Below are 20102 nucleotides of genomic sequence, written 5' to 3' on the forward strand. Positions count from 1 at the left end.
ACCCATTTGTCTATACAAACGGACAATGATGACCGATCCGCGCATCCTTCTCGAATTGCGTTCCGTGACGAAGTCCTACGGCTCGACGGCTATTCTTCACAGCGTCGATCTGGCTGTCCGGGATGGCGAGTTCATCACCATTCTCGGGCCGTCCGGATCGGGAAAGACCACGATCCTCCGGATGATCGGCGGCTTTACCGCGCCGAGCGGCGGACAGATCCTGCTCGACGGCGCCGACATCAGCCGTGTGCCGACTAATAAGCGGCCGTTCAACACGGTATTCCAGGACTACGCGCTGTTTCCGCACCTGACGGTCGAGGCGAATGTCGCCTATGGCCTCTCCGTGCGCGGCACGCCGAAGGCAGAGATCGCGCGGCGCGTTCCCGAGGCGCTCGAACTCGTCCAGCTCGGCGCGTTCGGCAAGCGCTATCCGGCGCAGCTTTCCGGCGGCCAGCGCCAGCGCGTGGCGCTCGCCCGCGCCATCATCTGCCGGCCGCGCCTCGTGCTGCTCGACGAGCCTCTGGCCGCGCTCGATGTAGAGCTCAGGCGCCAGATGCAGAGCTTCCTGAAGTCGGTGCAGAGCGAGATCCGCACCACCTTCCTGTTCGTCACCCACGACCAAGAAGAGGCGATCGCCATGGCCGATCGCATCTGCGTCATGAGTGCCGGCCAGATCGAGCAGCTCGGATCGCCGCATGAGGTCTATTATAAGCCGACATCGGAATTCGTCGCCCGTTTCTTTGGCGAGAACAATCTGATCGCCGGCACGCTGGGCGCCGTCGAAGGCGATGTCCGTGCGATCGACACCGCGCTCGGTCGTCTCCTCTGCGCGATCGACGGTCAGCCGGAGATCGCATCGGCTCCGGCGGGTGCGCGTGCCTTTGCCGTGTTCCGGCCGGAGACGCTCAGGGTGGGCGGGCCGAGTGAATCCGGGAATGGTGTTACGGGTCATATCGGCCGCCTTGCCTTTGGCGGCGCCTCGACGATGGCGACGCTTCTTCCGGGCGGCGACGGATCGGCCGTTCCTATCAAGATGCGTCTGGCGAGCCGGGTCGAGGGCGCGCCGTTACAGGAGGGTGAGCCGGCGACCTTCGCCTTCCGCGTTCGCGATACGCGCCTGGTGCTGGCGTGAGCACGGAACGCGCCGGTCCGGACAGGTTGCGGCCGCTCGCGGTCGCCTCGGCGGCCTACGCGCTGCCGGTGTTCTTCATCGTCCTGCCGCTTGCGACCTTTCTCGTCTATTCGTTCTTCAGCGTCGATCACGGCGAGATGAAATTCACGCTGACGCTGGTGAACTATATCCGCTTCTTCGCCGATCCGGTCTTCCTGCCGGTTTTCTGGCGCACCGTGGCGCTCTGCTTCGCCGTGGCCCTCATCACGGTCCTCATCGGTTATCCGGTTGCCTATTTCCTGACCCAGCTGCGGGGACGGCAGCGTTATCTCGTCCTGATGCTGCTGCTTGTGCCGCTGCTGATGAGCTACGTGATCAAGATCTATTCGATCCGTGCCATCCTCGGCGGCAACGGCTTCCTCAACCGCGCGCTCATCGGCCTCGGCATCATCGACAAGCCCCTGACCTTCTTCGTCTTCAATCTGAACGCCGTCCTGCTGACCCTGACGCTGCTCCTCATCCCCTATGCAGTGCTGCCCTTGTTCCTGGCGCTCGAGCGCGTGCCGGCGGCGCTGAAGCAGGCCTCCGCTGATCTCGGCGCCAGCGCGGCGCAGACCTTCTGGCGGGTCACGTTCCCGCTCAGCCTGCCAGGCGTCGCTTCGGCGTTGAGCTTCGTGTTCGTGCTGGCGATCGGCGATTTCCTGACTCCGCAGATGGTCGGCGGCCAGAGCGGTTTCACCTTCGGGCGCATCATCTACAGCCAGTTCGGCACGGCCTATAACTGGCCGTTCGGCGCGGCGCTGTCGGTGATCCTCGCCGTCGTCGTCATCGTGGCGATGAGCCTGGGCTCCCGCTTTGACGGCAGAAAGAGGCGCGGATGATGGAGAACCGCCGCGCCCTCTGGCCGCTCGGCCTGATCACCGCCCTCGTCTTTGTCCTGCTCTATGGACCGATCCTCGTGCCGATCGTCTCGTCGCTGTTTCTTGTCCAGCATGGCCTCGTCGACTGGTCGCAGCCGACCTTCTCGGCCTATGTCGCGCTCGCCACGAACGAGGACATTTTGAGCGCGCTCACGACGACGCTGGTCGTCGGCCTATCGGCAGTGGTCCTCTCCGTCGCGATGGGGACTGTGCTGGCGCTCTATTATCATTCGGGCACCGGCCGCGCCCGTGCCGTCCTCCAATTCGTGATCTTCCTGCCCTTCCTGATGCCGCCGATCATCACCGGCCTGTCGCTGCTGATCTTCTTCCGCGAGATCGAGTTCGAGCGCAGCCTCATCACGGTCGTGATCGGCCATACGGTGTTCGTCCTGGCGCTCGTCTACCGCACGATCCTGACGCGGCTGCAATCGCTGAGCCCCTCGCTGATCGAGGCTTCCTATGATCTGGGCGCCAGTGGGTGGCAGACCTTCATCCGCATCCTGCTGCCGAACCTCTCCAGCTCGATCATCGGCGGAGCGATCCTTGCCTTCGCCCTCTCCTTTGACGAGACGATGATCACGCTTCTCCTCACCGGCACGCAGAGCACGCTGCCAGTACGGCTCTGGGCGATGATGCGCCTCGGCTTCGCGCCGGACATCAACGCCCTCGTCGCGGTCATCCTCGCCTTTACGACGCTGCTCTGCCTCGCCGCCGTCCGCTTCCTGATCCCTAAGGATCTGCTCAAGGTCGGCGCCGAAGTCTGAGCGTGCCCGGCGGGCGCATCGGCGCCACAGGCTGGACAAGCCGGTCTCACCCGAGCGATCCGATCGCTTCCTGGCGCCAACGGCTTGTGGCGCGTCACCCTCATCATCCAGCAGCGGCCACTCGTCGGCGATTACACGGCGCGGGAGAGGCCGTTAGCTCGTTCCGCCGGCCGTATCGCGCGGCACGACGCCGTATCATCGCTCATATCATACATGATGCATCATGCTTGACGGCGGTGGAGCCCCCGTATAGTCGGATAGCGGGAGAAGAGCGGGGGCCGGCGATGCCGGACAAGATCCGCGAAATGGCGTCCGCCTTGACGGACGGGTAGGGGAGGCTGGCAGGATGGCGGCTGAAGTCGTTCAGAGGCGGTTCCCGTCGGGAATAGCCCGGAGCGTCCGCGGCCTGTTCTTCGCCGCTGTCTCGGTGCCGGCCTATCCGGCGTTGGCAGGCCTGCTGATCGCCTCGGCGGTCTTCCAGCCTAAGGCCCTGAGTCTGCCCTTCCTGCTGATCGTGCTTCGCCAGGCGGTGCCGCTCGGCCTCGTCGCCATCGGTCAGAGCCTCACCGTGATCGGCCGCTCGATCGACCTGTCAGTCGGTGGCGTCATCGCGCTCGTCAATGTCCTGCTCGCGCACCGGCTCTTCGCCGCAGGCGCACCGTGGATGTCGCTGGCGATGCCTGTTCTGCTCGGCACCGCGGTCGGCGCGGCCAACGCTTTCTTTATCGCGCGCCTCCGCGCCTCGGCGGTGATCATCACGCTCGGCGTCTCGATCGTGCTGATCGGGCTTTCCTATGTCGTCAGCGGCGGCGCGCCCGGCGGGCAGGTGCAGCCGGTGGTGCGCTGGCTCGCAACGGGGCGGCTCGGCCTCTTTCCGATCGCCGCCTTTGTCTGGCTGGCCGTCGCGGCGCTTGTCGCCTTCACGCTGGCAAAGCTGGTGATTGGCCGGGAATTGCAGGCGCTCGGCGCCAATTATTTCGCGGCTCGGCTCGGTGGCCTGCCCGTCGGCAAGACGCTGGTCTTCGCTCATGTCGCCTCGGGGGCAATCGCCGGTATCGCCGGTATCGTTCTCACCGGCTACATCGGCACGGGCACGCTCAATCTGGGTAGCGACCTCGTTCTCGCCTCGCTGGCCGCCGTCGTCCTTGGCGGCACCTCGTTCGGCAGTGGCCGCGGCGGCGTTCTGGGCGTCATCGCCGGCGCGCTCGTCATCACCTATCTCGGCAATCTGCTGCGCGGCATGGGCGTCGCCCAGCCAATGCAGCTCGTGATCCAGGGCCTGATCGTCGCCGGTGCCGCGGGTCTGGCCGCGCATCGACGCCGATGAGCCTCTCCGAAATTCGATGCCGGCTGGGCCGGCACCGGAAGCAACGTCGCGCATGCGGCGCTGAAGACAATGTCATCCAGCAAGGGAGTGAGTGGATGAAGACATGGATAGCCGCGCTCTTCGGAGCGAGTGCGCTCGTCGCCGTCGGCATCGCCGGTCCGGCCTCGGCCGCCGGTCTCGATTTCAACCCCGGTCTCAAGCCGGTTCAGGGGTCGGCCGAGGTCAAGCTGCCGCCTTCAAAAAAGGACAAGTTCGTCATCGGCCTCAGCAATATCTCGCTCGTCAACACCTGGCGCGTCCAGATGATCGAAGAGGCGAAATATGAGGCGACGCAGCATCCCGAGATCGCCGAACTCGTCGTTACCGATGCCGGCGGTAATGTCAGCAAGCAGGTGTCCGATATCGAGGATCTGCTGGCGCGCGGCGTCGATGCGCTGCTGGTCGATCCCGGCTCCGAGACGGCGCTGAACGGCGTGCTCGACAAGGCCTATGCCAGCGGCATCCCCGTCATCCTGTTCGCCTCGAAGGCCAATCCGCAGAAATACACCAGCAAGATCCTGGGCGACGACCGCTTCTTCGGCAAGGCGGGCGCGGAATATCTGGCGAAGGCGCTCGGCGGCAAGGGCAACATCATCGGCATTCGCGGCATCTCCGGCAATTCGATCGACAATGATCGCTGGGCCGCCGCCGAGGAAGTGTTCAACGCGGCCGGCATCAAGGTCATCGATACGGCCTTCGGCGACTGGGCCTATGACAAGGGCAAACAGGTCTGCGAATCGCTGATCGTCGCGCATCCCGAAATCGACGGCATCTGGTCGTCGGGCGGCGCGATGACGCAGGCTTGCGCCGAGGTGATGAAGGAGAACGGGCTGACGCTCGTGCCGATGACCGGGGAGGGCAATAACGGCTTCCTGCGCATCTGGCAGGAGATGGACCTGAACACGGTCGCTCCGCAATATCCGACCTGGTTTGGCCAGCAGGCCGTCATCGCCGGTGTCCGGGCGCTCAAGGGCGAGCCGATCGCTGTCGATTACGTCCTCAATCCCGACCCGATCCAGAAGGCCGACATCGCCAAATACTACCGGCCGGATCTCAACGATTCCTATTGGGTCGGCTCCAGCCTTCCGGACGATGTCCTGAAGAAGATCTACGCCAAGTAGACGTCGAAAGTCCGTCGATGGAACGATACCGGTTGGGACGATGAACCTGCTCCTGGAAGCGGTCGACATCCACAAGAGCTTCGGCAGCGTCAAGGCGCTTGCCGGCGTCTCGCTCAAGCTCGAGGCCGGCAGTGTGCATGCCGTCCTGGGCGAGAACGGCGCCGGCAAGTCGACGCTGATGAAGACGATTGCCGGCGTCTTCCCGCCGACATCGGGCCAGCTGCGCTTCAAGGGCCGTGACGTCAGCTGGCGTCACGCGGAGCAGGCCAGCGAAGCGGGCGTGTCGACCATCTTCCAGGAGTTCATCCTCCTGCCTAACCTCTCCGTGGCCGAGAACCTCTATCTCGGCCGCGAACCCCGGACGCGCTTCGGCTTCATCGACCGCAAGGCGATGGCGCGGGAAAGCCGGACGGTACTGGAGCGGCTCGGCCTCTCCCTCGATCCGGAACGGCTGACCGGCACGCTCGGCGTTGCCGAGCAGCAGATGGTCGAGATCGCCAAGGGCGTCATGCGCGAGGCGGACGTGTTCGTCTTCGACGAGCCGACCGCGGCCCTCGGCGATCGCGAGGCGGAGCGGCTATTCGCCCTCATTCGCGAACTTCAGGTCGCCGGCAAGGGCATCCTCTACGTCTCGCATCGCCTCCCGGAGATCTTCGCGCTCTGCGGCACCGTGACGGTGCTGAAGGACGGGCAGTATGTCGGCAGCTATGAGACGGCGAAGATCAGCTCCGATGAACTGGTCGCGGCCATGGTCGGGCGCAATCTCGACCAGCTTTTCCCGCCGCGTTCCGCCATTCCAGCCGGGCAGCAGGCGCCGGTCGTCGCTTTCGAGGGCGTTGCCGCGCCCGGCCTCAAGGGGCCGGTGAATTTCAGCGTCGGCCGTCACGAGATCGTGGGCCTTGCCGGGCTCGAGGGCCATGGCCAGATCGAGATCACCCGAGCGCTGTTCGAAGGCCACAAGCTCCGTGCGGGCTCCATTCGCTTCGACGGCAAACCGATCCGGCATTCGAGCGCTGCCGGCGGGATCGCGGCCGGTCTCGGGTTGATCCCGGAGGATCGCAAATCCGAGGGGCTCTATCTCTCGCTGGGCGTTGACCGCAACATCGTCGCCGGCCTGCTGCCCGGCCTGCCGTTGGCACAATTCGCGCCCGACGCGCGGGCGCCGATGCTGGAGCAGATCCGCAAGCTCTCGATCCGCCTTCGCGATCCCGGCCAGCCGATCGGCGATCTCTCCGGCGGCAACCAGCAGAAGGCGCTGCTCGCCCGCTGGCTGGTCCGCGACATCCGCATGCTGATCTGCGAGGAGCCGACGCGCGGCGTCGACATCGGCGCCAAGGCGGAGATCTACGCGCTGCTGCGGCAACTCGCCGACAGCGGCATACCGGTGCTCGCCACCTCGCGCGAATTGCCTGAGCTGATCGGCCTCTGCGACCGCATCGTCGTGCTGCGCGACGGGGCAACCGTCGGTAGCCTGCCGGCGGCGGAGGCGACCGAGAACAAGGTCATGCGCGCGGCGATCTATGGGGAAATGCCATGAGCCTCCTCACCTCGAGTCTTGCCGGCCCAGCGCGCCGCCGCTCGGCCTGGCCGGCGATCGGTCTGGCCGTCCTTCTGGCGGTTGGCCTCGCCGTCACCACGCCGGCGGCGTTCACGGCACAGAACATCGTCAACCTGCTGAACCAGCAATCGAGCGTCATGTCCGTCACGCTCGGTCAGACGCTGGTGATCCTGTCCGGCGGCTTCGATCTTTCGGTCGGATCGGTAGTCAGCCTGACGACGGCGATCCTCAGCCTGGGCTTGCCGCCGATTGCGGGGGCACTGCTGGCCCTCGTGGCAGCGTTCGGTGTCGGCCTCGCCAATGCGGTCGGCATCGTACAATTCCGCATCCACCCGATCCTGATGACGATCAGCACCATGACCGTCGTCCAGGGCGCGGCGCTGATGATCCGGCCGATCCCGGGCGGCGAGGTCCCGGACATCTTCGTGCGCTATGCCAATGGCACGCTGCTCGGCCTGCCGCTGCCGATCTATGCGATGGTCCTGCTCGTTCTGATCGCCTCCGCGCTCGTGAACCGGACGCGGTTCGGCCTGCATGTCTATGCCGTCGGTGGCTCGGCGGAGAACGCGGAGCTGGGCGGTGTGCGGTCGGCGCGGATCATCGGCGCCTGCTATGTGCTGTGTTCGCTCTTCGCTTGCCTCGGCGGCATCAATCTCGCCGCGCGGATCGCCAGCGGCGACCCGTTGGTCGGCGTCGCCTTCGCGATCGATTCCGTCGCCGCGACGGCGCTTGGCGGCACGCTGCTTTCGGGCGGCATGGGCAGTATCGGCGGATCGGTTGCCGGCGTCGCCGTGCTGGCCCTGCTCGCCAATGGGCTCAATTTCTGGAATGTGTCGTCGCACTTCCAGATGCTGATCAAGGGTGCGCTGCTCGTTGCCGCGGTGAGCGCCCACCGGCGGTCGTCGCCTGGGCTGTAGATTTATTTCCAGAGGGAGGCCAACAAGATGAAGATCGAAGCGATCGTCGACTGCAACACGATACTCGGCGAGGGCCCGCTCTGGGACGTCGCCGAGCAGCGGCTCTACTGGATCGACAGCTATGGCCAAAAGATCTTCCGTGCGACAGCGACGGGCGGCGAGGTCGAGATCTGGGATGTCCCACAGAAAATCGGCTCCATGGCGCTTCGCAAGGATGGCGGCGCGATCCTGTCCCTAGCGGACGGCTTCTATTTCTTCGATTTTGCCGCCGGCGCCACGGAACTCGTCGGGCTGGTCGACCGGGCGGGTCCGAATATCCGCGTCAATGACGGCAAGGTCGACAAGCGCGGCCGCTATGTATCGGGCAGCATGGACATCACGGAGGCCAGCGCCGACGGCAAGCTCTACAGCGTTGGCACCGACCGCTCGATCACGGAGATCGACAGCGGCATCGTCGTCTCCAACGGCCCGTGCTGGAGCCCGGACGGATCGATCTTCTACTTCGCCGACAGTCGTTCCCGCGCGATCTGGGCCTATGACTACGACCTTGCGACGGGCGCCGTCGCCAATAAGAGGCGCTTCGTGCTGTTCGGCGAGGAGGACGGCCTGCCGGATGGCGCCACTGTGGACGCCGAGGGCTATGTCTGGAGCGCCGGCGTCTACAAGAGCAAGCTGCATCGCTTCGCGCCCGACGGGACGCTCGACCGCACGATCGACATGCCGATCGTTTGCGTGACCTCCGTGATGTTCGGCGGCCCCGAATTCGACACGCTGTACGTCACGTCGATGAAGACGGCGCCGGTACCGGGCGTGGTCGAGACGGGCCCGCAGGCTGGGAGTCTCTTCGCCATTACCGGCCTCGGCGTCCGCGGCTTGCCGGAAACGCGCTTCGGCGGCTGATCACCGCATCGAATGCGCGTGCGGATTGGCCATAACCGGCTAATCTGGAAATCGAGTCGCGAGGAGCGAGAGAATGGCCGTCAAACCCGTATCGCGCGAGAATCTCTCTTCGCAGCTCTATAGCAGCCTCCGCGCGGCGCTGATGGAGGGGCAGTTCGCGCCCGGCCAGCGACTGACGATCTCGACGGTCGCCGAGGAATACGGGACGAGCATCACGCCGGTGCGCGAAGCGATCTTCCGCCTCGTCAGCGAGCGTGCCCTGGAGGTACGGGCCGCTACCTCGGTACAGGTACCCCGGATGGGACCGGCGGATCTGCGTGAGATCCAGCGCATCCGTGTCGAATTGGAGGGTGTTGCCGCCTACCGGGTCGGCGAGATCGCGACCGCCGAAAACATAGCCGAATTCGAGCGGATCAATGCGGCCTTCATCAAGGCGGCGGCGACTTCCTCATCCGAGGCGGCGCGCATCAATCGCGAATTCCATTTCGCCATCCTGCATATTGCCGGCATGCCGATCGTGGAGGGCATCTGCGAGAATATGTGGGTGCTGATGGGGCCGTTCCTGCGGATTTTCCACGAACGGATTCCGGTGCGCCAGCTGACGGGCGACGAGCACAAGCACCATGACTTCATCGCGGCCCTGAAGCGCCACGATCCGGACGCAGCCAAGCTCGCGATGCAGGACGACATCCGCTGGAGCGAAGTGCTGGTGCGGATGCTCGAACAGGAAGAGGCCGAGGCGGAGCGCGCCGAGCGCGAGGCGAAGAAGTCGAAGCGATGACGGCCCGGCCTCAGGCCGATGAATAGCCGCCATCGACCGGTATCACCGCGCCGGTCACATAGGACGCATCGGGCGAGAGCAGGAACGCAATCACCGATGCCACCTCGCTCGGGGGTGCCCAGCGACCCATCGGAATGCGGCCGGTGATGCGAGGTCCGCGCTCCGGATCGTTCTTGGCCCGCGCCGACATGCGCGTCTCGATCCAGCCGGGGGCGACTGCATTGACGCGCACGCCGCGCGCGCCCCAGGCCACGGCCATCGATTTCGTCAGCGAGACGACGCCGCCCTTGCTGGCAGCATAGCCGGGCGCCCCGGCGCTGCCGAAATAGCTCCACATCGAGGCGATGTTGACGATGGCACCGCCGGCCTTTTCGAGGCGGGACAGCGCGGCATTGGAACTGCCAAGCACGGCCGTCAGATTGATCTCCAACACCTTGGCGAAATCTTCCGGCTGCCATTCGCGCTCATGCCGCAAGATGCCGGCGCAGTTGACGAGACCGGTGATCTCGTCGCCGGCACGCGCCATGGCGGCGTCGAGCGAGGCGGCGCTGGTGACGTCCGTCTCGACGAAGGTCACCCCCTCCGGCAATTCGTCCTCGTGCTCCAGCCCGGCCGCGATCACCGCATAGCCCCGCGCCGCCAGAAGAGTCGCGGTTGCGAGCCCGATGCCGGTCCCGCCGCCGGTTACGACTGCCGTCTTCATGAAGTCCTCCTCCTCCAAACCTCGGCAGGCGAGTGCCACCACCCGCCTGCGAGGGCGCCCGATCCTTGCCCGATTATCCTGGCCGCGCCAATGGCGGACAGGCCGACCTGCCGTCAGGCCTGCATGGCTTTCAGCGCCATCTCCTCGATGCCGGCGGCGTCGAGCTTGTAATGCGCATAGAGATGCGTCGGCGGGGCGATCAGGCTGTATTCGTCATAGATGCCGTGGCGGAGCAGCTTCACTCCGGCGCCTTCGTCGGCCAGCACCTCGGCGACGGCTGCGCCGAGACCGCCGATGACGTTGTGTTCCTCGACGGTCATCATCCGCTTCGAGCGGCCGGCGGCGCGCAGGATGGCGTCGCGGTCGAGCGGCTTGATCGAGGCCATGTCGATGACGCCGACCGAGCGTCCCGCGGCATTCAGCTTCCTCGCGGCCTCGATCGCGCCATGCACGGCCATGCCGCAGGCGATGATGGTCAGTTCCTCGCCTTCGATATGTTCGACGGCCTTGCCGAATTCGAACACGACATCCTTGTCGTAGACGATCGGATCGCGACCACGAGAGATGCGGAAATAGATCGGCAGATCGTAGTTCGCCGAGGCGCGGATCGCCGCCTGCAACTGCGGTCCGTCGGCTGGCGAGACCACGGCGAGATCGGCGATCGAGCGCATCGTCGCGATGTCTTCGGTCGCGTGGTGCGAGGTGCCATAGAAGCCGAGCGAGATGCCGGTGTGGTGGCCGATCAGGCGCACGGGCTGCGCCGAATAGGCGACGTCCATGCGGATTTGCTCGCAGCAGAGCAGCCCTAGGAAGGAGGCGAAGGTTGCGACGAAGGGCGTCAGCCCGCAGGTCGCCATGCCCGCCGCCGCCGTCACCATGTTCTGTTCGGAAATGCCGAACTGGATGTAGCGATCGGGATAGGCCTTCGCGAACTTATTGAGGCCGTTTGAATATTGCAGATCCGCCGAGCCGGCGACGACCGGATGCCCGGCCTCGACCAGCTCGATCAGACCGTCGGATAGGTAGCCGAGGCCCGGATTGCGCGCATTGAGCTCGCGATACTGCCAGGAATTCGGGGAAAGCGGTCCGCTCATCTCAGATCTCCGTGGCTTCGATTTCGGCGATGGCGAGCTTGGCGTCCTCAGGGTCGAGCCAGCCCAGATGCCAGCCGGGCTCGGTCTCCATGTAGGAAACGCCCTTGCCCTTCAGCGTCTTTGCGATGATGCAGCAGGGCTTCTCGCGGGCCGTATCGGCCTTAACCCGGCGCAGCAGCTCGGTGAGTGCGGCGATGTCGTGGCCGTCGACGACATGCACTTCCCAGCCGAACGCGCGCCATTTCTCGTCCAGCGGCTCGATGCCGATGACATCGTCGACCTTGCCGTCGAGCTGGTAGCCGTTGCGGTCGACGATGGCGATGAGGCGCGAGGCCTTGTGGGCGGCAGCGGAGAGCGCGGCTTCCCAGACCTGGCCTTCCTGCATCTCGCCGTCGCCCAGAAGCGCGAAGACATCATAGGTCTCGCCGGTAAAGCGCTGCGCGAGCACCATGCCGAGGCCGCCGGAGAGCGCATGGCCGATCGAGCCGGACGAGAAGTCGACGCCGGGGACTTTGCGCATGTCGGGATGGTCGCCGAGTGGGCTGCCGAGGCGGGTATAATCGTCCAGCCATTCCTTTGGAAAGAACCCAAGCTCCGCGAGAATGGGGAACTGGCCGACGGCTGCATGACCCTTGCCCATCAGGAAGCGGTCGCGGCCCGGCCATTTTGGCTCGCCGTGGCGTATGTTCATCACGTCATAGTAAAGCGTGGCGAAGATCTCGGCCGCCGAGAACACCGACGAATAATGGCCGGTCTTGGCGATCTCGATCAGGCGGATCGTCTCGAGGCGAACGAACTTCGCCTTCTCCTTCAGCATCGCGACGGTTTCGGCCGTCGGCGTGAAGTCGTTCTGACCGTGTGGGGCTGACGGCCCGCCGGGCGACGACATGATCTTCTCCCTCGTTGAGTTCGGCGGTGGAAATTAGTCGCGACGCTCCTTCGGCTCGCCGGCCTCGACGGCGCGCATGGCCGCGACGAGTTCAGCGGCCGCGAGCGGGCGCTCGAAATTGCGGGCGTGCGGGGCGGCAAGGGTCGGAACGGCAATGGCCGCCAGAAGGTCATCGTCGACGCGGTCGGCGCCGAGCGCTGCGAGCGTCTTCGGCAGGCCGATCCGGTCATAGAAGCCGTAGAGATCGTCGAAGAAGTCGGTGTCGCGATCCGCTTCGAGCGCGAGCTGGACCAGCAGCGCATAGGCGACCTGAAGCCCGTGCTGCGCCTCGCGCGCGCCCGGAACCTTCGAAAGGCCGCGGGTCATGGCATGGGCGATGGAAAGGCCTCCGCTCTCGAAGCCGAGGCCGCTCATCAGCAGGACGGCCTCTATCAACTGCTCGAAGACGGCATCCGGCCTGCCCGTGCCGGCGAGCCGCAATCCTGCCTCGGCATTGGCACGCAGGATGGTATAGCATTCCCGGGCGAGGACGACGCCGGAGAGTGACGGCCGCGCGCCGAACATGTTGGTCCCGCCGGTCCGAAGGCACTGCTCGGCCTCGAATTTCTTGGTCAGAGCGTCACCGATGCCGGCCAGAAGAAAAGGGCGGGGTGCGGCGGCGATCAGCTCCGTGTCGACGACGACATAGCGCGGGCTCGCCGGCAAGTGCCGGACTTCGAGCAACTGATGGGTCTCGTCATAGACAACGTAGTTTTTCGAGGTCGGGGCGTCGTTGGAGGCGACGGTCGGCAGGGAGATGAAGGCGACGCCGCGCGCATGGCTGATCGCCTTGCCGGTATCGATGCATTTCCCGCCGCCGGCCGCGATGAGGACATCGGCCTCGATGGCGGAGAGGCGCGCTCCGAGATCGGCGATGGCGGCTTCGGTCACCTCGCCTTCCGTCGCTTCAAAATGGACGGCAACGCCGGCGCGTTCGCAGCTGGAACGTACGCGCGCCTCGATCATGCCGAGCACAAACCGGTCGGCGAGCACGATGGCACGCCTGCCGCAGACGGCGATCCACTCTCCAGCCCGATCGAGGATGCCGGGGCCCTGAACGTAGCGCCCCGGAGCTCCGAATACGAAGCTCATCACCCGCCTCCTCCCATTCCCTCCGCGTCAACTCGGAAGAAATCATGCATGATATATGATGCGTGCTATTAGCCCAGATGACAGCGACCCGCAAGATGTCCGACGGTGTGTAGTGGCGGTCCGCGTGAGCGAGGCGGTATCATCGGGTGCAAGGGAGGGGCTGGAATGGCGGCCCCCAGCGCTCAGCGCCGGAGGCGATCGAGTTCAGCCTGTCAGGCTGTGCCTGAGCTGGTCGATACGGATCGGTCGCGAAATTGGAGAACCTGTAGGATGGCTCGGGGCGCACGACCGATGATCGGTTGGGAACTCAGCGCTTTCGCAGGTGAAGATGTTTGCAGCGCGGCCGAGAGCTGCAATTCAACGGAACGTGTCACGCCGGCCCTCTTACCAGGCGCCGGTTGAAAACTTGAGCGGCGCGGGCAACCAGCTGCCGTCGCACTTCAAGATGCCGCTCCCGGCGAACAGTCCAAGATAGAGCTTAATCGCGCATCTCCCGATCCGCAGACAGAAGCGCAACAGTCATAGTTCTACCGCGGAATCTGCATCCGCGGCAGCGAAACAGACTTCGCTTCGTCTGGACCGGGCTTGAACGCCAGCTGTTTGCAGCGTGGTCCGATCGAGGCGGCTCCGAAGTGCCGGATCGACCGTCCGATCCCTCGCGCTACTTCTTGGGAACGGTGGCGCTCGCCAGGATTCCCCGGGTGAGCAGGCTTCCCGTCGCTGGCGCCGCCGCTGGCTTGCTCGCCTTCGGCTTGCGAACTTCGCGATTGCTGTGCTTCTGACCCTTGGCCATCACGGTCTCCCTTGCTCTTGCTGCTGGAAATGCTCGACCCGCGCCAGAGCGGCAGCCCCATTTCGTCAGGAAATATGGTGGACCATCCGAAGGATATTCACCAGAGGTCGATTTCGTTCCGATCAGAGGCCGAAATAAACGCCAGCCGGCCCAAACAGAAATTCCGATCTAGATCGCTCATTCCAGCGATCGAAATCGTGCATTTTACATGGTGTTTATTGGCCATAATTGCAATGCAATATACGGAAAACTGAGGACGGGCAGGAATTTTTGTGACGCCCCGACGAAGGGTCAGCGCGGGCGGGCGTCACTCGCCAACGGCCGTTGGCGGGCCGAACGATGCACGTTGAGGGCTGACCTAATGCGAGGAAATTCCGTGGAGGGCCGTCTCGATGCATTCGAGCAGCAGCTGGCCGTCGAAGGGTTTGGCAAAGAAGCCGGCGGCACCGGATGTCATCGCCCGCTCGCGGATGCGGATGTCCGGGAACGCGGTAATGAAGATCACCGGTATCGCCATTCCCTCATCGCGCAGTCTTTGCGCGAGTTCGACGCCTCCGATCGGACCCATCTGGACGTCGGTGATGAGACAGTCGATCGAGGCCCGATCGGCCGCGCAAAGAAAATCCACAGCGGAACCAAACGTCCGAACAGCCAGGCCCGATGAGCGGATAAGGCTACCGGTAGCCTCGCGCACGGAGGCGTCGTCATCGACAATGGCTATGCAGCTGGTTCGGGGCACTTCAGGTCCTTGGGGCGGTCGGATGCGCTTGGCCCTTCCAAATCATCTACGCCTTCCGGCGCCCGGCCGAAATCATACGGAAGTTTAGGGCGCCTTGCTCCCGCGGTCGGCTTCGATGGCCTGGAACATCTTGACCAGCTCGGCCAGCGAACGGGCGGCCATTTTCTCCATCAGATGGCCGCGGTGGATCTTGACGGTGATCTCGCTGACACCGAGTTCGCCCGCGACCTGCTTGTTCATCAGCCCGCGCGTCACCAGAGCCATGACCTGGCGCTCGCGAGCGGTGAGTGTGTCATATCGGGCGGTCAGGAGGGCGAGTTCGCGTTCCGATTGGCGCCGCGTCCGATCGCGCGCCAGCGCATCGGAAACGGCATCCAGCATGTCCTGATCGCGAAACGGCTTGATCAGGAAGTCCGTGGCGCCGGCTTTCATCGCCCGAACCGACATCGGCACGTCGCCATGCCCTGTCATGAAGACGATCGGGATGTTGTTGCCGAGCTTCGCCAACTGGCTCTGGAAATCGAGACCGCTCACGCCCGGCAAGCGCACATCGAGGACCAGGCAGCTCTCCGCCGACGCTGGCCCCCTGTCGAGAAACTCGGCCGTCGACGCATAGAGTTCCACCCGTATTCCCACGGAGCGAAACAGGCTGCTCAACGCCTCGCGCAGCGATAGGTCGTCGTCGACGACGAATACGGTCGGTGCGAGGTTCGCCTCGGCCTTCATGCCGCCTCCCTATGGCGTGGAAATGCGACCTCGAACACTGCGCCGGACGGGGTTCCGGCAATAGCGCGGATGCGGCCGCCATGCGCTTCAACGATCGACCGGCAAATGGAGAGCCCCATGCCCATGCCGTTCGCCTTGGTGGTGTAGAAGGGGTTGAACAGCCTGTCCGGCACGCCGTCCGGAAAGCCGGGACCCGTATCTTCGACGGTGAACACGACCATTTCCTCCGCGCCGCGCGAGCGCAACGTCAAGGTCCGGGCCGGTCCGCCCGCCGCCGACATGGCCTGAATGGCGTTCATCATCAGGTTGAGGAAAACCTGCTGAAGCTGGACACGGTCGCCGATCGCCGGCGGCACGGCGCGATCGAGATCGAGATGCAGCATCACCTGATGCGCGGCGATTTCCCGCTGCACCAGGACCAGCGTCTCCTCGGCAACCTCGTTGATGTCGAGCGACGCCTGCTGCGGCGCGCCATTGCTCGACAGGGAGCGGAGCCTCTGGATCACGTCGCTCGCGCGTTTCGCATCGGAAATCATGCGCTCCAGAGAGCTGCGAACCTCGCCAAGGTCCGGCTGGTCGCGCCCGGCCCAGCGCAGGCCGGCCTGGCCATTGGTCACGATCGCCGCCAATGGCTGGTTGACCTCATGGGCGATCGACGCGGTCAATTCTCCCAGCGTCGCCACCCGGGAGACATGGGCGAGTTCCGCCTGGGCCTTCTGCAACGCATATTCGGCCTCGCGCCGCGCCGTCACATCCATGAAGCTGACGAGGACCTGTCCGAAGGGCGGGTCGACCGGCGGCATGGCGAAGGTGCAGACGACATCGACACGCCGCCCGCCGAGAGCCAGCATGATGGTCTCGGCCTCGAAGCTCGGTCTTCTCTCCGCCACCGCATCCAGCAGCGCCCAGACCGCATCCTCCGTCTCGTAGGGGATAAGGAGGGTGAAGGCATGTCGGAGCGCACCGACATTGTCGGCCGCGAACAGCTTCAACGTCGTCTGGTTGGCGTTGGTGATGCGGATCAGGTCGAGTGCCTTGCGGCCGAATTCCGGGCGGGCTGAGCGAAGCTCACGCATCGTCGCGAACCCTTCCGCCTTCACCCTGTCGATTTCCTTCGCCAGATCGGAGAAATCCATCTCGACGATCGCGGTACCCGAGGCGAGAAAAATGTTGCGATAGCGCGCCTTGCTCCGCTCAAGCACCGCGATGCCGTTGCGCACCTTGAGCGCAAGGAAGGTCGTGATCGCGATAGCCGACAGGCTGACGGCGCACCGCGCCGCCGCGCCGCTCGTGGGGTTGGCAGCGTGAGACACGAAGAAGCTGATCAGCGTCAGGACCATGCAGCCGGCCGCGATCCACAGCATTCCGCGCTGGTCGGCAAAACTGAGCGACAGCATCACCACGCTGACATAGAGCACCGCGATGGCGACATCGAACGGCGTCAACGTATCGAAGGCGAAGATCCCCGCTGCGATCAACAGCGCGGCCAGAGGCGAAAACAGGGGAGTGCCACGCTGTTGCAAGCCGAACTCCAAGCCGGATCCGATGAACCTCGGTCTGGATAGGCGGCTTCGCCACGAACGTCCACTTCTGGCGAGGCTAGGTTTCATCGTGTCCCCGTCTCGGGAGGCGAGTTCCAAGGACTGCCACGGGCTGGCGGGGGGCGCCACCTATACGCAGGTATGCCGCGACCGAAACGAGCATTGAATTTTGGAGCGCCGCGCCGGGGCCTAGTCTCTCACCATCGAAACCGAACGGAGCTACGACGGCGGCGACCACCCTGGAACAGTCCCGGTACCCGCCATCGTCCTTCCAGATGAACCCCGCCGGCCGGATACACCGGTCCGGATGCGATCGGCAAAGAGCTTCTGCTATCCCGAAAGGAACGCGACCATGACCACTTCCGACGCTGCACGCCTTCGCAAGACTCCTCTGCGCACGCCTTCCGATCTCGGCGAGAATGCCGTCAAGGACATATCAGCGGCGCTCACCGGTGTGCTGGCCGATGCCTTCGCGCTCTACATCAAGACGAAGAATTTCCACTGGCACATGTCCGGCCCGCATTTCCGGGACTATCACCTGATGCTCGACGAGCAGGGCGAGCAGATCTTCGCGATCACCGACGATGTCGCCGAGCGCTGCCGCAAGATTGGCGGCACGACGCTGCGCTCGATCGGCCAGATCGCCCGGGAACAGCGCATTCCCGACAATGACGCGGACTATGTGACGCCCGAGGACATGCTGGCCGAACTGGCGCAGGACAACCGCATCTTCGCCAGCCTGCTGCGCGCCGCCCACGCCGTTTGCGAGGAACACAACGATTTCGCATCGACCAGTCTGATCGAGAACTGGCTGGACGAGGCCGAACGGCGGACCTGGTTCCTCTTCGAAGCGAGCCGCAAGGCCGTCTGATCGATCGAGACTCTCTGACGTTCAGCGAGCGAAGGATCGGCGCTCATAGGCTCTGGCCGCCGTCCCCGCATGACGCGAGGATGGCGGCAGCCCGGCTCGCCGGGTACCCCGCCTATTGCACCATGAAGCGAGAATGATAGGGCAGGCTGGCGGCGCCCCAGGCTTTTGGGGAGACGAGGCCGCGTCCCAATTGTATGTCGAGCCCCGAAAGCGCCTCGGCGATCTCGGCGCGAAGGAGTTCCGCCATCGGCGCCGGTGCATAGGTCGACAGGACCACGGACTGGACGCGGACAAAGTCGAGCAGCGCACCGACCGATTCGGTGATCCTCGCTCGGACGCGCATGCGCCACGCGCGATAGGTCGGGTCGGCAGGGCCAGACAAGTCCGGCCATTCGCTCAGCGGGACGACATCCGTGCCGATTTCAGCCAGCGCCTGCGTCAGATTGGACAGCCCCACGTCGTAGCTGGCGCCGGCTTTGCCGTTGTAGATCTGGTGGTTCAGAATCAAACGGCTGTGCAGCCTCGAGCCAAGATAGAAGAACACGAAATCCGACAGGGAGCGGGCGACGCCGAACAGGCTCTCGCCGCTGGCGGCGGCAGTGATGTCGTTCTGCATGAACACAGGAAGTCCGAATGCGGCTTCGATCCGCGCCCGCGCTCCGGGCAGATCCGGGCCGACCAGTCTCGTTAGTTCATCCCCGATCGTGGCTTCGTCCGGAACGGCGAGCCCGATCCCAGCGATGCGATCCCGAAGGTTCTCCGGAACAACCCGGACCGCGGCTTCGATGGCGGCTTGCAGGGGGACCGCGTTCCCGGTGACGTACAGGTCTGAATAGGGGTGCGCCTTGTGGAAGCGTACGCCGCCGACGAAGTCGATGACGACGACATCGGCCGACCAGGTGCCGAAGCTGATCCCGACCGAGAAGGCCCCTTCGGGGTTCAGCATCATCGGGATGGTCGGCGGTCCGACCCGTCCGCGCTGGGCCTCGCCCTTGGCAACGAGCCCTTCCTGCTCCAGCGACCGGACGATCACGGATACGGTCTGGGCCGAGAGGCCGGTCTTCTCGCCGATCTCCAGCCGGGTCGTGCCCTCGTTCTGAAGCAGCAGCGAAAGCACGAGGCGTTCATTGTAGCTCCGGACACTGGGCGCGTTGAGGCCGCTGGCGCGGTCAGCGATGCGCAGTGGATTCGGCGGAGCGAACCTCATGTCAGGCAAGGGGGAAACCTCATCCTAGATTGTGTTACGATCTTCGGCCTGTGTCGCTCACGACGGCTCGTGATCGACCCAGCCGATCGCATCGATCTCCTGCGCGAGCGCAGCGCCCAGCGCCTCATGGGCGTCCGCGCCCATATGGAAACCGTCGCCCGGATCGCAGGAGCAGACAGAGCCGGCATTGAAGAAATGCACCCCCAGCGAGTCGGCCATGATTTCGAATTCGAGGGCGAGCTGGAGCGATTTCTCGTGGGCCCCGGCGAAGATCGACTTCCACTCCTTGATTTCCCGAAGCATTGGTGGCGGCGCCACGATCATGATCTCCGGTACGGCGCCTCGAGGTCCCGGGGCGAGTTCCCTTATGTCGTAGACCAGGCAGCCGATCCCCATCGCGACCTCGGACGCCGGCTTGTTGAACCGCACCTTCAGATCGTTGGTCCCGAGCATGAGGATGACGAGATCGATCGCGGCGTGGCTCTGCAGACAGGGGCGCAAATAGGTGCGGCCATTCTTGTGGGCTCCCTCGATGGGATCGTCATGTACCGTGGTCCGGCCGCTGAGCCCCTCCTCGATCACGTACCATCTCTGGCCGAGTTCCCTCTGCAGTACGCCCGGCCATCGAACCTCGCGGCGGAACCGCTCCAGCGGGCCGCGGCCGGGCATTTGGCCATGCGTATTCGAGTCGCCGAAGCACAGTATTGAGCGCATTTCGCTGTCTCGTCAGAAGCTCGGCCGGGTCGGCCGCGCCGGCCGGATCATCGATCGCCCCGTGCCGCTCCGCAAGGATAGAGATAATCATTCATTCTGACTAATCATTTGACAGCCCTCGGCTTCCGATGCATTAAATTCACCCGACGGTGGAGATGGAGGCCATTTGTCGAACGCTCGACGGTGCGAGGAGGCACCGACCGGGCGTTTCCAGTGAGTCCAGCGTGATCCTTGGCAGGCCGGCTCCCGCGCATGC

20 protein-coding genes are annotated in these 20102 nt (G+C 64.8%); 10 read left to right on the forward strand and 10 right to left on the reverse strand.

What is annotated here, in order from left to right; all coding sequences use genetic code 11:
- Window positions 1–25 precede the first annotated feature (25 nt).
- From OSH05_RS10585 to OSH05_RS10625, 9 genes are all read left to right on the forward strand, one after another.
- Window positions 26–1132, forward strand: coding sequence for an ABC transporter ATP-binding protein (locus OSH05_RS10585; RefSeq protein ID WP_266352176.1), 1107 nt, complete (start codon window positions 26–28; stop codon window positions 1130–1132).
- Window positions 1129–1992, forward strand: a complete 864-nt coding sequence (locus OSH05_RS10590) for an ABC transporter permease (protein WP_165801689.1) — start codon at window positions 1129–1131, stop codon at window positions 1990–1992. Before OSH05_RS10585 ends, OSH05_RS10590 begins: the two co-directional genes overlap by 4 nt.
- On the forward strand, window positions 1989–2795 hold the full coding sequence (locus OSH05_RS10595; protein ID WP_104220780.1) for an ABC transporter permease: 807 nt from the start codon (window positions 1989–1991) through the stop codon (window positions 2793–2795). The genes OSH05_RS10590 and OSH05_RS10595 overlap by 4 nt, the downstream gene beginning before the upstream one ends.
- 346 nt (window positions 2796–3141) lie before the next feature.
- Window positions 3142–4122, forward strand: a complete 981-nt coding sequence (locus OSH05_RS10600) for an ABC transporter permease (RefSeq protein WP_104220779.1) — start codon at window positions 3142–3144, stop codon at window positions 4120–4122.
- 95 nt (window positions 4123–4217) lie between these two features.
- Window positions 4218–5282 carry an ABC transporter substrate-binding protein gene (locus OSH05_RS10605; protein WP_165801688.1) on the forward strand — a complete coding sequence of 355 codons (1065 nt, stop codon included), beginning with the start codon at window positions 4218–4220 and terminating at the stop codon, window positions 5280–5282.
- 40 nt (window positions 5283–5322) lie between these two features.
- Window positions 5323–6819 (forward strand): sugar ABC transporter ATP-binding protein, encoded by a 1497-nt coding sequence (locus OSH05_RS10610; protein WP_104220777.1) that lies wholly within the window; start codon window positions 5323–5325, stop codon window positions 6817–6819.
- The gene (locus tag OSH05_RS10615) at window positions 6816–7757 is read left to right on the forward strand and encodes an ABC transporter permease (RefSeq protein WP_104220776.1); all 942 of its coding nucleotides are present in this window, start codon (window positions 6816–6818) and stop codon (window positions 7755–7757) included. Before OSH05_RS10610 ends, OSH05_RS10615 begins: the two co-directional genes overlap by 4 nt.
- A gap of 27 nt (window positions 7758–7784) precedes the next feature.
- Window positions 7785–8657: an SMP-30/gluconolactonase/LRE family protein gene (locus OSH05_RS10620; protein WP_104220775.1), complete on the forward strand. Its 873-nt coding sequence runs from the start codon at window positions 7785–7787 to the stop codon at window positions 8655–8657.
- A gap of 73 nt (window positions 8658–8730) precedes the next feature.
- Complete coding sequence (locus OSH05_RS10625; RefSeq protein ID WP_104220774.1) at window positions 8731–9438, forward strand: GntR family transcriptional regulator; 708 nt, start codon at window positions 8731–8733, stop codon at window positions 9436–9438.
- 10 nt (window positions 9439–9448) lie between these two features.
- On the opposite strand, the gene OSH05_RS10630 is transcribed toward OSH05_RS10625, so the two are convergent.
- The 8 genes from OSH05_RS10630 to OSH05_RS10665 all read right to left on the reverse strand — a co-directional run bounded on the left by OSH05_RS10630 (window position 9449) and on the right by OSH05_RS10665 (window position 17036).
- Window positions 9449–10141, reverse strand: coding sequence for an SDR family NAD(P)-dependent oxidoreductase (locus tag OSH05_RS10630; protein WP_104220773.1), 693 nt, complete (start codon window positions 10139–10141; stop codon window positions 9449–9451).
- 113 nt (window positions 10142–10254) lie between these two features.
- Complete coding sequence (locus OSH05_RS10635; RefSeq protein ID WP_104220772.1) at window positions 10255–11235, reverse strand: transketolase family protein; 981 nt, start codon at window positions 11233–11235, stop codon at window positions 10255–10257.
- A gap of 1 nt (window position 11236) precedes the next feature.
- Window positions 11237–12124: a transketolase gene (locus OSH05_RS10640; protein ID WP_104220771.1), complete on the reverse strand. Its 888-nt coding sequence runs from the start codon at window positions 12122–12124 to the stop codon at window positions 11237–11239.
- Between the two features lie 33 nt (window positions 12125–12157).
- Complete coding sequence (locus OSH05_RS10645) at window positions 12158–13255, reverse strand: glycerol dehydrogenase (protein ID WP_104220770.1); 1098 nt, start codon at window positions 13253–13255, stop codon at window positions 12158–12160.
- A 661-nt stretch (window positions 13256–13916) separates the two neighbouring features.
- On the reverse strand, window positions 13917–14048 hold the full coding sequence (locus tag OSH05_RS10650) for a hypothetical protein (RefSeq protein ID WP_266352179.1): 132 nt from the start codon (window positions 14046–14048) through the stop codon (window positions 13917–13919).
- Between the two features lie 358 nt (window positions 14049–14406).
- Window positions 14407–14787 carry a response regulator transcription factor gene (locus OSH05_RS10655; protein WP_104220769.1) on the reverse strand — a complete coding sequence of 127 codons (381 nt, stop codon included), beginning with the start codon at window positions 14785–14787 and terminating at the stop codon, window positions 14407–14409.
- Window positions 14788–14871: 84 nt separating this feature from the next.
- The gene (locus OSH05_RS10660; RefSeq protein ID WP_104220768.1) at window positions 14872–15513 is read right to left on the reverse strand and encodes a response regulator transcription factor; all 642 of its coding nucleotides are present in this window, start codon (window positions 15511–15513) and stop codon (window positions 14872–14874) included.
- On the reverse strand, window positions 15510–17036 hold the full coding sequence (locus OSH05_RS10665) for a sensor histidine kinase (RefSeq protein WP_266352180.1): 1527 nt from the start codon (window positions 17034–17036) through the stop codon (window positions 15510–15512). Before OSH05_RS10665 ends, OSH05_RS10660 begins: the two co-directional genes overlap by 4 nt.
- A 370-nt stretch (window positions 17037–17406) precedes the next feature.
- Between OSH05_RS10665 and OSH05_RS10670 the strand changes: the two genes are divergently transcribed.
- Entirely contained in the window at window positions 17407–17925 is a 519-nt protein-coding gene (locus OSH05_RS10670; protein ID WP_104220766.1) for a Dps family protein, read from the forward strand.
- A gap of 112 nt (window positions 17926–18037) precedes the next feature.
- Here the strand turns inward: OSH05_RS10670 and OSH05_RS10675 are convergent, their stop codons facing one another.
- Window positions 18038–19132, reverse strand: coding sequence for an ROK family transcriptional regulator (locus OSH05_RS10675; protein ID WP_104220765.1), 1095 nt, complete (start codon window positions 19130–19132; stop codon window positions 18038–18040).
- A gap of 57 nt (window positions 19133–19189) precedes the next feature.
- Window positions 19190–19846 (reverse strand): SGNH/GDSL hydrolase family protein, encoded by a 657-nt coding sequence (locus tag OSH05_RS10680; protein WP_104220764.1) that lies wholly within the window; start codon window positions 19844–19846, stop codon window positions 19190–19192.
- Window positions 19847–20102 lie beyond the last annotated feature (256 nt).

The sequence above is a fragment of the Kaistia algarum genome (assembly GCF_026343945.1).
Classification (GTDB): domain Bacteria; phylum Pseudomonadota; class Alphaproteobacteria; order Rhizobiales; family Kaistiaceae; genus Kaistia; species Kaistia algarum.

Bases quoted from the DNA above. Each gene is read 5' to 3' on its own strand.
- OSH05_RS10585 (WP_266352176.1), top strand. From the start codon at position 26: ATGATGACCGATCCGCGCATCCTTCTCGAATTGCGTTCCGTGACGAAG.
- OSH05_RS10595 (WP_104220780.1), top strand. From the start codon at position 1,989: ATGATGGAGAACCGCCGCGCCCTCTGGCCGCTCGGCCTGATCACCGCC.
- OSH05_RS10600 (WP_104220779.1), top strand. From the start codon at position 3,142: ATGGCGGCTGAAGTCGTTCAGAGGCGGTTCCCGTCGGGAATAGCCCGG.
- OSH05_RS10605 (WP_165801688.1), top strand. From the start codon at position 4,218: ATGAAGACATGGATAGCCGCGCTCTTCGGAGCGAGTGCGCTCGTCGCC.
- OSH05_RS10610 (WP_104220777.1), top strand. From the start codon at position 5,323: ATGAACCTGCTCCTGGAAGCGGTCGACATCCACAAGAGCTTCGGCAGC.
- OSH05_RS10615 (WP_104220776.1), top strand. From the start codon at position 6,816: ATGAGCCTCCTCACCTCGAGTCTTGCCGGCCCAGCGCGCCGCCGCTCG.
- OSH05_RS10620 (WP_104220775.1), top strand. From the start codon at position 7,785: ATGAAGATCGAAGCGATCGTCGACTGCAACACGATACTCGGCGAGGGC.
- OSH05_RS10625 (WP_104220774.1), top strand. From the start codon at position 8,731: ATGGCCGTCAAACCCGTATCGCGCGAGAATCTCTCTTCGCAGCTCTAT.
- OSH05_RS10630 (WP_104220773.1), bottom strand. From the start codon at position 10,141: ATGAAGACGGCAGTCGTAACCGGCGGCGGGACCGGCATCGGGCTCGCA.
- OSH05_RS10635 (WP_104220772.1), bottom strand. From the start codon at position 11,235: ATGAGCGGACCGCTTTCCCCGAATTCCTGGCAGTATCGCGAGCTCAAT.
- OSH05_RS10640 (WP_104220771.1), bottom strand. From the start codon at position 12,124: ATGTCGTCGCCCGGCGGGCCGTCAGCCCCACACGGTCAGAACGACTTC.
- OSH05_RS10645 (WP_104220770.1), bottom strand. From the start codon at position 13,255: ATGAGCTTCGTATTCGGAGCTCCGGGGCGCTACGTTCAGGGCCCCGGC.
- OSH05_RS10650 (WP_266352179.1), bottom strand. From the start codon at position 14,048: ATGGCCAAGGGTCAGAAGCACAGCAATCGCGAAGTTCGCAAGCCGAAG.
- OSH05_RS10660 (WP_104220768.1), bottom strand. From the start codon at position 15,513: ATGAAGGCCGAGGCGAACCTCGCACCGACCGTATTCGTCGTCGACGAC.
- OSH05_RS10670 (WP_104220766.1), top strand. From the start codon at position 17,407: ATGACCACTTCCGACGCTGCACGCCTTCGCAAGACTCCTCTGCGCACG.
- OSH05_RS10675 (WP_104220765.1), bottom strand. From the start codon at position 19,132: ATGAGGTTCGCTCCGCCGAATCCACTGCGCATCGCTGACCGCGCCAGC.
- OSH05_RS10680 (WP_104220764.1), bottom strand. From the start codon at position 19,846: ATGCGCTCAATACTGTGCTTCGGCGACTCGAATACGCATGGCCAAATG.